At 49.0% G+C, this 12,140-nt stretch carries 4 protein-coding genes and 1 rRNA gene; 1 reads left to right on the top strand and 4 read right to left on the bottom strand.

The features are described 5' to 3' along the window. Window positions 1-68: 68 nt before the first annotated feature. Both NC981_RS25410 and NC981_RS25405 read right to left on the bottom strand, forming a co-directional pair. A 16S ribosomal RNA gene (locus tag NC981_RS25410) occupies window positions 69-1,558 on the bottom strand. Window positions 1,559-1,964: 406 nt separating this feature from the next. Then, a complete protein-coding gene (locus tag NC981_RS25405) occupies window positions 1,965-7,706 on the bottom strand; it encodes a PAS domain S-box protein (RefSeq protein ID WP_348245572.1) in 5,742 nt (1,913 codons plus the stop codon). Window positions 7,707-8,447: 741 nt separating this feature from the next. Here NC981_RS25405 and NC981_RS25400 point away from each other — a divergent pair. Beyond that, a complete protein-coding gene (locus NC981_RS25400; protein ID WP_348245571.1) occupies window positions 8,448-9,998 on the top strand; it encodes a hypothetical protein in 1,551 nt (516 codons plus the stop codon). A 328-nt stretch (window positions 9,999-10,326) separates the two neighbouring features. On the opposite strand, the gene NC981_RS25395 is transcribed toward NC981_RS25400, so the two are convergent. Both NC981_RS25395 and NC981_RS25390 read right to left on the bottom strand, forming a co-directional pair. After that, the gene (locus NC981_RS25395; protein ID WP_348245570.1) at window positions 10,327-10,755 is read right to left on the bottom strand and encodes a hypothetical protein; all 429 of its coding nucleotides are present in this window, start codon (window positions 10,753-10,755) and stop codon (window positions 10,327-10,329) included. Then, a complete protein-coding gene (locus NC981_RS25390; RefSeq protein ID WP_348245569.1) occupies window positions 10,752-11,342 on the bottom strand; it encodes a ParA family protein in 591 nt (196 codons plus the stop codon). The genes NC981_RS25395 and NC981_RS25390 overlap by 4 nt, the downstream gene beginning before the upstream one ends. Window positions 11,343-12,140 lie beyond the last annotated feature (798 nt).

Raw genomic sequence — 12,140 nt, 5'->3', positions numbered from 1 at the left:
CGACCGACCTTGAGATGACCAACTTCTGCTTGAGACAGCGCTCAAACGAGAAGGGGTAGGTCTCCCTTTAAGGAGGTGATCCAGCCACACCTTCCGGTACGGCTACCTTGTTACGACTTCACCCCAGTCATCAGCCCCACCTTCGGCATCCTCCTCCGCGAACGGTTAGAGTAACGACTTCGGGCGTGACCAACTCCCATGGTGTGACGGGCGGTGTGTACAAGGCCCGGGAACGTATTCACCGCAGTATGCTGACCTGCGATTACTAGCGATTCCGCCTTCATGCAGGCGAGTTGCAGCCTGCAATCTGAACTGAGCGTTGGTTTATGAGATTGGCTCACCCTCGCGGGCTGGCGGCTCTTTGTCCAACGCATTGTAGTACGTGTGTAGCCCAAGGCGTATGGGGCATGCTGACTTGACGTCATCCACACCTTCCTCCGGTTTGTCACCGGCAGTCTCTCTAGAGTGCCCAACTAAATGCTGGCAACTAAAAACGTGGGTTGCGCTCGTTGCGGGACTTAACCCAACATCTCACGACACGAGCTGACGACAGCCATGCACCACCTGTCTCTCGGTTCCCGAAGGCACCCCTCCCTTTCAAGAGGGTTCCGAGGATGTCAAGCCTTGGTAAGGTTCTTCGCGTTGCATCGAATTAAACCACATACTCCACCGCTTGTGCGGGCCCCCGTCAATTCCTTTGAGTTTCACACTTGCGTGCGTACTCCCCAGGCGGACAACTTAACGCGTTGGCTACGGCACGGCTCGGGTCGATACGAACCACACCTAGTTGTCATCGTTTACGGCTAGGACTACAGGGGTATCTAATCCCTTTCGCTCCCCTAGCTTTCGTCCCTCAGTGTCAGTGCAGACCCAGTCACACGCTTTCGCCGCTGGTGTTCTTCCCAATATCTACGCATTTCACCGCTACACTGGGAATTCCTGTAACCCCTATCGCACTCTAGCTCTATAGTTTCCTCCGCCCGTATGCAGTTAAGCTGCACGATTTGACAAAAGACTTATAAAGCCACCTACGGACGCTTTACGCCCAATGATTCCGGATAACGCTTGCATCCTCCGTATTACCGCGGCTGCTGGCACGGAGTTAGCCGATGCTGATTCATTAGGTACCGTCATCAATTCTTCCCTAATAAAAGAGGTTTACACCCCAAAAGGCTTCCTCCCTCACGCGGTATTGCTCCGTCAGGCTTGCGCCCATTGCGGAAAATTCCCCACTGCTGCCTCCCGTAGGAGTCTGGACCGTGTCTCAGTTCCAGTGTGCCTGGTCATCCTCTCAGACCAAGTACAGATCGTAGGCTTGGTGTGCCGTTACCACTCCAACTACCTAATCTGACGCGAGCCAATCTTTAGACAATAAATCTTTCACCTTTCGGCACATTCGGTATTAGCAGTCGTTTCCAACTGTTGTCCCCAATCTAAAGGCATGTTCTCACGCGTTACTCACCCGTCCGCCACTAAAGACCGAAGTCTTTCGTTCGACTTGCATGTGTTAAGCATACCGCCAGCGTTCATCCTGAGCCAGGATCAAACTCTCCATGTTGGTGTTTGAATGGCTCCGAAACTTATTTCTGTTCCGGAAATTTCTCTTTCGCTTTAGCCTTGAAAATTCACTTCAAGACTTAAATATTAACGAGAGCTAATTACTAATTCTGGCTTTCAAACTATGTGATTGTCTAGGTTCATTGCATCAACTTTCGTTTTCTGACGCTTTCTCACTATAACACGAGGGTTAGAACTTTTGTCAAGAAAATCAAATCTCAGTTCGCAGACTTACAAGATGCTAGTTGTAGAATCTGACTTCCTGTTGAAGACCAAATGTGGCACCACTACATTTCTTCCAGTAGCACGGTGCTACGGTGAGATGGAGGGTTACTGTAACTTCTTCAGATACAATTCGACCCTAAACTCAATCCTAAACAGTTGGGAATGAATACGAAGTCATAATGCTAGCTTCGGACAGCATTTGTTGCAATGAGCGATGAAACTGCTTTTACCAATTCCTCCGGTTCAACCGGCTTCGAGAGGTGCATTTGAAATCCTGCGGCTAAGGCTTGCTGCTGATTGACCTCTCCAGCATAAGCAGTTAGGGCGATCGCTTTGAGGGTACCTCCTTGGTCCGGTGACCATTTTCTAATTTGCTGAATTAGAGAGTAACCGTTCATTTCTGGCATGCCAATATCGCATAACAGGAGGTCGGGAACTGACTGATTCAGGAGAAACAGTGTCTCTGCCGCCGAACTTGCTGTTGTCACTTGTGCACCTGCTTGGGTCAGGATGAATGATGCCAACTCGCGCATGTCCGCTTCATCATCCACCACCAAGACGCGAATTCCGGTCAAATCTACCGCAGCTTCTGCATTCTCAGTCTCTGAAGCGGGTGCCTGCTCCATCTGATTCAACGGCAGCCGAACGACAAAGGTTGCGCCTAGATCAGGTCCCAGGCTCTCTGCCCAAACGCTGCCTCCATGCAGTTCCACCAATTGACGCACGATCGCCAGCCCCAATCCCAACCCCCCGAAGTGTCGGGTAGTGCCACCGTCTTCCTGGCGGAAGTAATCAAATACGTGAGGGAGAAACTCTGGATGAATACCCTTTCCTGTATCTTTCACTTGAATTTGAGCATGAGTGCCAACTTGCTCTAAACACACCTCGACTCGCCCACTGGACGGCGTGAACTTCACGGCATTCGACAGGAGATTCCAAACGACCTGTTGGAGACGGTTTGTGTCACCCAAGACGCTTCCTGAGAAGGAATTCAGGGTGGTTTGAATTTGAAGCTGTTTCGCTTCAGCCGCTAGGCGGACGGTTTCTAGAGCCGCTTCAATAGTGATGGCTAGATTCACGGGCGCAATGTTTAGGGACATTTTTCCTTGAAGGATGCGGGAAACATCGAGCAAGTCTTCGATTAATTGCGCTTGCAGTTTCGCATTGCGTTCGATCGTGTCTAACGCTTGGTCAGTTTTGGTCGCGTTCAGGGGCTTCGTGCGTAACATCCTTGTCCAACCAAGAATGGGATTGAGCGGTGTTCGCAATTCGTGGGACAGGACTGCCAGAAACTCGTCTTTGATCCGGTTAGCGGCTTCGGCTTTGGCACGATCTCGTTGAGCGATTTCATAAAGCTGGGCATTGTCGATCGCTAGCGAGGCACGATGCGCCAATTCCTCAGCTAATTGCAGATCTACTGCGGTGTAGCGTCGTCCAGATTCAGCCGAAATAAAGGAAATGACTCCAATAATTCGTGCTTGAGTTCGCAATGGTACAGTCATGACGGAACTGAAACCGACTTGCCGTAGGATCTCTAAATGCTCGGAATCGCGGGCAGCTTGAACGAGCAATTCATCAGGAATCTCCGGCACAAAATCAGGTAGTCCTGTTCGCAGGGTTAAAGCTGCACCGCGAGCCGCGTTCGGGTCTAGTGGATACTTCTCTTGCAACTGATGCGCCCATTCCAGTTTGGTAGGGTCGACGTGGGCAATGGCGATCTGGTCAATGGTGTTATCCTCCTCAACGATGTGAACGGTACACCAATCGGCAAGTTCCGGGACAATCAACTGAGCAACGCGCTCTAGGGTTGTTTGATAGTCGAGAGAAGAGGCGAGTACTGCGCTGGCTTTGGAGAGAAACTGTTGGGCACGCTCTAATTTGACCCGTTCTGTGACATCGACCACATAAGCTAAAACGCTTTCTACCTGGTGATTCGAGTTAACCGTGGGGAGATAGTAAACGTTGTAGTAACCAGGACGACGATCGTCATGGCCAGGAGCATTAACAGCGAAGCTCGGTGAAATAAAAGGTTCACCGGTGGTGTAAAGCTGATGAAAGACCTCGACAATTTCAGAATCAAATTGACCAAACAACTCGGCGACTGACTGCCCCAGGTGTTGTTCATAGGGTAACCCGTTAATTTCCGCTAATGCTTCATTGATCGCGACGAAGCGCTGTTCGGCATCTAATAGGGCTAACCCGATCGGAGAGGTATTGAAGATGGCGGCAAGCTGGCGTTGAGCAGCTTCTGCTTCAGAGCGGGCAAGGCGTTCTCGTTCTAGCAGGTGTTCCCGCTCTTGCTCCGCTTGCTTGCGCTCTGTGACATCTAACACGAGTGATAATACCGAAGTCATTCGCCCCGATTTATCTCTGAGACTGGAGTTATACCATTCGCAATGCACAACATTGCGATCTTTCGTGTAATTGCGGTTAGATGAAAAAATGTGCGGTTCCTCACCATAAATCAACCGCTGACAGACATCGGCAACCGCCTCTAAGTCTTCTTCAAAAACAAACGGGATCTCAGTCAAAGATCTGCCCAGAATTTCTTCAGCCCTCCAACCCAAAATGCGCTCCGCACCAGCAGACCATCGAATGACTCGAAAGTTATGATCCCATTCCACGACTGCCATCGGTGTGTTTTCAACATGGAAATTGAGCTTTTGTAGAGTTTGATGCAATGTTTCTTCTGCTTGCTTGCGCTCTGTAATGTCAATCACAACACCAATAGAGTGCTTCGGCTGCCCTTGAGCATCATAGGAAAACTGCCCTCTAGCTTCGACCCAGTGAACCGAGCCATCCGCCCAACGCAGGCGATATTCGTGATGGTACTCGGTTCGCTCCTGAGTTGCTTGTTGCAGCTTTGTCTCCGTTTCTGCTAAGTCATCGGGATGAACCCGACTTCTCCAAAGTTCGTAGCTCGGCTCATCTTCGTCCGGCTGTAGATCCAGGATGGTGAAATACCCGGCTGACCAGAGGAGCGTTCCTGTTTGCAGATCCCAGTCCCAGGTGCCCATCCGTCCCACTTTAAGCGCAAGTTGCAGGTGGGCTTCCCTTTCTCGCAATTCCGCTTCTGCTCGCGATCGCTCCACCGCCAGCCAAGTTTTTTCAGCAATGCGCTCCAGCAATGCCACCTCTTCTGCTGTCCACTGACGAGGAGCAACGTGATGCAAGACTAACAGTGCCTCAAATCGTCCTGCTTTGACCAGGGGAACACACAGCAGCGATTTGGTCTGGATTGCATCAAAAGCTGCTGCCCCTGATCCAGCCGTGCGAGGATCGCGATCGACATCCTCAACCACAACGGTTTTGCCCTGCTTCAGTTGTGCAATGATGTCTAGACCAAAGGAATTCATGGGGTGGCTACCCACAACGCTGATGACACCGTTGCAGTAGTCGCGATCAACGATGACGTATTCCTGGGTTGAATCAATTTCACCGTAGGTACAGCGCGTGACATTGAAATGTTGCCCAGTGGAACTTACCACTCGCCACATAATTTCGTCGGAGTCTTGAAGGGCGCGAATGGCATCATTCAATTCGATCAAGAACTGTTGCTGTCTCTCTTTGCGTTGAAGTTCTTGGAGTAAGACTTCTGCTTGCTGACGAGCTTGGACTTGGGCAGTGACCTCAATGCCATGAATCAAGACGCTGTCAATACAACCGTCAATGTCTCTGAGTGGTAGAAACACAAGATTGAAAAAGCCTTCAACGAGATTGCCATCTCTATTTGAGTCCCAACGAGAGAAGCATTCCTCTTCTCGAATAATTTCTCCAGTCTGATAGACCCGATCGTAAATCTCAGAATATCCCTGACCTGCTATTTCGGGAAATACTTCGCGTGCCGTCTTGCCAAGAATGTCTTCAGAGCGTCCGGATACGGTGAGAAACTTGGAGTTTGCAAGTTCAAAGACATGATCAGAACCCGACAGCACGGCAAACATAGCAGGCACTTGCATCAGAATGTCTCGCAGCCGCTGACGTTCTTTTTCAGCTAATCGACGGCTCACCTGTTCCCGCTCTAACAGGCGATCGCGTTCAGCTTCGATTTGCTTGCGTTCTGTAATATTGACCGAAACGCCCAGCATTCGCGTGGCCTGTCCAGCCTCATCGAGATAGACGCGTCCCTGACTTTTCAGCCACAGTATCGTGTCGTCAGGGCTGATCACTCGGTATTCCTCAGAAAAGGAGTGATCCCCCGCAATCGCTTGTTCCAGCGCTTGCCAGACGAGGGGTCGATCATCGGGATGAATCACCGCACGAAACGCTTCTGCGGTACCTACGTGCATACCGAAAATCTCCAGCGCGTTTGGAGAACAGACCACTTGATTGGTTGTGAAATCGGTGTCCCAAGCAATCATTTCAGCAGATGCAAGCGCAAGCTGTAAGCGTTCTTCGGTCTGCCGCAGGTTTTCTTCAATCTGTTTGAGGCGAGTCACATCCTGAAACATCCCAATGCCGATGGCGGGATGTCCATGCATGGCTGGCAGGGTTTCTCCCCAGCATAGGGTTGGGCGAATGCCGCCAGGCGTATACCAGTTCATCTCATAGTTTTCTAGCCGTTCTCCCTGAGCAATTAGAACGGCGGGCATTCTTTCGGTTGGGATGCGATCGCCATTCGCGTCGGTGCAGTAATAAGCGTCGGTATATTCATCCAGGGATTTGTCTTTCGGTAAGTCACCCCCTGCCAATTCATTTGCAATCCGATTGGAAAAAGTAACTCGTGCGGTTTCGGGTTCGATAAATACGGTTGGCGTTGGCATTAAATCCAGCACTGCTTCCAACCATTTCTGCTGATTTTCCAGGGCTTCCGTTTGCTGTCTCAGTAGCGTTTCAGTCTGCTTGCGCTCCGTAATATCTTGAAACACCGCGACCGTCGCCAGAATTCGCTCCTGCTTATCTAAGATTGGGCTTGAATTGACTGAAATAACGGTATAGCTGCCATCTTCCTGGCGTAGCTCCATTTCCTCTCGGATAATCACTTCACCCGTTCTGAGCGATCGCATCAAGGGATACTCATCCGGTGCATAAATCTGCCCATTCGAGCGAAATGCTTCAAACGGGATAACGCGTACATAGTCCTCTAGCTCGCGAGTCTCTTCAAAGTCATATTTGACAATTTGTTTGGCTTGTTCGTTTGCGAGCACCAACTTGCCAGAAATGGCATCCGCGATGAAAACTCCTGCGGGCATCTGGTGCAGAACTGCCTCAAATTTTGCCCTTTCCGTTTCCAACGCTTGAAGTAATTGTTCTCGTTCCGCCTCTGCTTGCTTGCGTTCTGTCACATTGCGAAAATAAACGGCAATCCCTTCGGCAGAAGGATAAGCATTGGCTTCCAGCCAACACTGAACAGATTTTCCAAATTCTTCCCATGTCACCGGAACTTGTTCTGCCACGGCTTGATGCATCGCTTGATAAGCGACTCCACCTACCAGTTCAGGAAAAACGTCGTTCCAAACGTGTTTACCCAGCAATTCTTCGGGAGTTTTGTGCAAGATTTGAGCGGCTGCCTGATTGACATAGGTGTAGTGCCAGTCCCGATCGAAAGCAACAAAAGCATCGGTGATACTTTCTAGAATGGTTGCTACTTTGCGCTCAGTCGTTTGGGCACTCGTATTTAGCGCTTGTTCTAACCGTGCCTCTAACTCTTGCTTTTGACGCTGTAGGGCTGCATTTTCCTGCTGTTGCTCAAGAAGTTGGTTTTGAATCAACGCCACCGGAGCATCTGGTGCTGTGGATTCGTTAGAAGGCTCCGTTTCAAGATTGCGCGCAAAGTGTTCAACTACCTCAGAGCGAGAAATTCCTCGTTTTTGTGCTTCCTTGTCGAGCGATCGCCAGGCGGTACAGGTAAGCGAGATGCTAATACGTTGTTTGGTTTCTGAATCCCAATTTTGAACAAACTTACCTGTGGCATCGCGCTTCATAAAAGAGTTAACCGTATGCGTAAACGGAACACTCTATTAAATCTGACTTGCGCTCTCCTATATATCTTCCCTAAGGGCGAGGATCTCCACCTCGTCTAAACTCACTTAGAAATAAGAAAGAGTTGTGTTGCAAAATATAGAGTCAGCATTCCTGCTAAAAATCGACTTGCTGAGTCAGAGATTTTTAAAACATATTCAAGTTTGGAAGCGAATCAAATATACTCACTACAGTCCAATTATTGAAACGAGAAAAACAAAGGATGAACGACCCAGTTTCCAATCTTGACGCGCAAGAGATCAACATCATGGTTCAGGAGTCCTAAAAGCCAAAAACCCCACCGCGCAAACAGAAGGGGTCAATGGTTTTTATTCAGTCCGAGGATAGGGCGGCAACGCTAACTAATGCTTTGGACGAGCTGACGTTAGGTTACCCAGATTTGCCTGCTTCTCAGCCTTGCTATGACCTAGCTATGACTAGCTGTGACAAGCGATGGCAAAGATGCGATTTTAGCTATGCCAGTTTTAGAGGCAATTTTAGATAGCTACACCAATTGAATAGGCCAATTTCAGCCGCCAATTAGTAGGTAGCATAGGTAGCTATGCCAATTTTAGAGGCAATTTGCCAAAAGATGCAAGATTTTTAGCAAGTTATCTAAAGCTGCATAGCTTCCTATCCCGGTAATACAGGCGTAGGAAGTTGATTATGAATTTGAGCATTAATGGAATCCGGGGGCAGCTACCATGAAAACAGCTCCCTCTCGACAATTTGAATCGATTCAGGACTGGCAGGATTCCTTCCTTGCCCTCTGGACTCATCGGTACGATTACCTCTGGGCAGAGCATCCTCATCCAACAGCGTCACCGAGCTGGCAAACCGAAAGCCGCTACCCCCTTTCGGATCGTCTAATCCAGCAAGGCAGCTATCTTTACGGTGTCCGTTTTGGGCAACAGACCGACTATTTTCTGTTGGACATTGACCGAGGCAGCGTGTATCATCCCAGCCGAGATCCCCTGGCTTGGCATCGTATCTGCGAGTGCCTGGAGCGATATGGCTGGGTAAGCGCGATCGCCCTCACCTCCAGCTACAGCGGTGGACTGCATCTGTATTTCCCCTTCGAGCATCCTCAGAAAACCTGGGAGATCGCGTTGGCAGTGTCAACGGTGTTAGAAAATGCAGGCTTCAAATTGGCACCTGGGCAACTCGAGGTCTTTCCCAACTGCAAACCTTACGCTGCCAACGGCGAACACAGCCTCTACAACGGGCACCGCCTCCCCCTGCAAGCCGGGTCTTACCTGCTCAACAATGACCTCCAACCCATTTGGGGCGACCAGCGAACCTTCGTCCAGCACTGGCGATTCGCTCAAGCCCAAAACTGGGTCGATAAAAAGGCGATCGATCGCCTGATAAAAGTTGCCCGTCGCCAACAGTTTCGAGTTACCGGCAAAGCCAACCAGTTTCTCAATGACTTGAATGCTGAAATTGAACAAGGCTGGACTGGACACGGGCAGACGAATCGCTTGCTCGGACGCATCACGATGCGCTCCTACATCTTTGGTCATGTCCTGTATGCCGCTGCACCGCTTGAAGGAGATGCCCTGGTTCAAGACATCGTTGCGATCGCGCGATCGCTTCCGGGCTACGAGGACTGGTGCCGCCATCAGCATGAGATTGAAGCAAGAGCGAAAGAGTGGGTGCGATCGGTTGAGCAGAGCCGCTACTTTCATTACGGTAAGAGCAAAATTCCCAAAGATCCCGATCCGGACATCCCCAATGACTCAGAGCCGAGTTGGAACCACCAACAACAAATGAGTGCAAGAGAACGAATCGAACAAGCCATGAGCGACTTACGGAAAAAAACAACGTTACCGAAGGGCATCACAGAACGATTTGATGCCCTCGTGGCTTATGGGATCAGCGGTGCTACTCTGTATCGTCACCGGGACTTATGGCATCCCCGTTACTTAGAGAATAATCAAAGCGACGATCTTCAAAGTGGTGTTGAGCAGGATTGCTTATGGGGAGCATCCTGCTCAACCAACCCCACAAGCTTATTGGGGGAAAACGGGTGTAATACCTTGCCTGGAGAGGACTCTAGCTCCTTGCAAGAGCAGGAAGAAGCTGGGTCAGGGTGTAATGCTGGGAATACGGCAGCAAGTCCTGCTCAACATCGGGAGAAGAGCCCAAAAGAGTGGATTGCTCTCATTAAGCGCAAGTTGTCTCAAGTTCAAGAACAACGCCGTCAAGAGGAGGCACAGCGAAGAAACCGATTTTGGCAGGATGACCCAGATTAAGAGCGTGCTACAAAATTAGGTGTTTATCTTCAAAGTCAGAAGCAGCTACTGAACCCCTAGCAGGATTATCCATTTCCGGGTTTAGTCAGCGATTGCTATGGGAATTAATCCTTCCATCCGCTTGATCTGGTCGAGGGCTTCAAGCCAGACTTGCTGACACTCGCTGCACCTCAATTTGGGCGATTACGGGCGATCACCTGCCGAGCCAGTGCCTCCAGTGCTATCTTCTGGAACGCGGATAACACTCGGGATTGTCGATCGATGATACAAAGCGAACCAAGGACATATCCTTTTTTTGTCCTTTAGCCCAGCGATTACAGTTTGAATTTTAGAATTTTCGCCTTGGCGTAATTTCAGAAACATGAATTTCCATATTTTCACCTTGTCGCCATTTCACCCAGGCAGAAAGCAGCAAATCTACCAATTCTGATTTATCTACTTCAATTCCTTGCCGCTTCAGCTTTAGCAATTCGTCTTCGACATCCAAATCAGTATCGCGCTGAATGTAATAAGTTCTTCCAATCCAGTCATTATTCGACCGTTTCCCAGTTGCAGGTCTTCCTCTACCTCTTTTCCGAGAAGACGGCTCTATCGGTACGGACGGTTGAGATGAATGAGATGAAATCCGCTCAGTTGGTACATCAGTCCGATCTGCTATTGGCAACGATTCTGTGATTTCAATAGGGTCAGATGGCTCTATGGTCTCTGTTTTTTTACGATTAGCGATCGCTTTAGCAAATAAGTTCTCTTTGCTCATCCCAAAATCTCCTTTCCGATAGCGCTATAGTCACTCCATGCAATTCTTGCTTTTGGATCGCGGCTTTCATACACGGGAACACCTGCTAAGGCTGCTTTCTCATAAGCAGCATACTCGCGGATTGATTTGCGAAAGATTGGGTATTCAGACAGTGCTTCTCGTGATTGTTCACCCGTTTTGCGCGTTGGGGGCACGATCGTCAATAAAATTCGATAACGATTACGATCGCAATCCAAAGATTCGAGCAAATCTACTGTCTCCAACGTTGCCTCAATTGCAAGAATGTCAGGACTGCACGGAATGATGAGCAAGTCACAACCTTCAACGAGAGCTTCTAAATCCTCTTTCCCTGGTCGTGCTGCAGTGTCAAAGACAACATGCTCGTAGTTCTTGGTATGGCGTGGGGATTGCATTAAATCAACGACTTTGAAGGGTAGCGATCCTCGACTTGCCCACTTCAGTGATGACTTGTTTGGATCACCGTCGATTAACAGTGTGCTGTTATCTTGCGATAAGCAGCAGGCGATATGAATTGCGCTAGTTGTCTTTCCCACGCCACCCTTAGTAGAGGCAACGGTTATCAGCAAGATTAGTTCCTCACAATTGATAGATAGCACACAAGTAACATTTCTTCAGATTTCCGTCAATCTGCATTTTTATATTTATGAATTTGTATATTTTCGCCAATTCAAAACTTTAAAACTGCGAATCTGAGTAATCCAAACAAAGCTTTGTTACCGCACTGTAATACAGTCTTGTTACAACTTTGGACTGTTTTTGGACTGACAAGCATACTACAACGACATTCAAACCCGCATTCTCTCGTTCATCCCAATGCCGTAATTCAACCGAACTTATAATGGCTCAATCCCTTTTATAGCTTGGAATTGAGCCATTTTCGTAGTGCTTGAACTTCTGCGGAGTGAGCAGGAAACTGCACAAAAACTACTTCAATAACTCAACCACTCTGAGTTATTGAAGAACTGAAAGTTCAAGTTAAATCGGGAGTGACAAACTGGATTGCTCCTCTCTTCTTTCCAACTTCGCTGGCTGAGGATTCACTTTTCTCATCCAGAACCAGATTCACGGTAAGCGAAGTTGCACCCGTACTCTAACAATTTTGGCTGTCAAGCGATCGCCTGACTACTTAGACTACTTCAATTCTTGCGCTTTCACCTTTCCCACTGCTGCGCCTTCGTTGGAGACTCATGTTTATTGTTTAATGCGTTGGAGAATCACGATAAGCACTTCAAGACCTAAACTTTCTGCTGCAAGCCTCATGCAGTGAAGAAAGTGAAAAGCCGAACACACTCACTTCTGTAAATGCATTCGGCTCTTCTAATTAATACCCTGGCAGCTAGCTATTTTGACAAGAGGCTACCCTC

Origin of the sequence: Leptolyngbya sp. DQ-M1, from assembly GCF_039962505.1 — a bacterium.
In the GTDB taxonomy this organism is placed as follows: Bacteria; Cyanobacteriota; Cyanobacteriia; order Leptolyngbyales; family Leptolyngbyaceae; genus Leptolyngbya.
The sequence above is the reverse complement of the archived record's forward strand: the minus strand, read 5'-3'. Positions and strand labels throughout refer to the sequence as shown.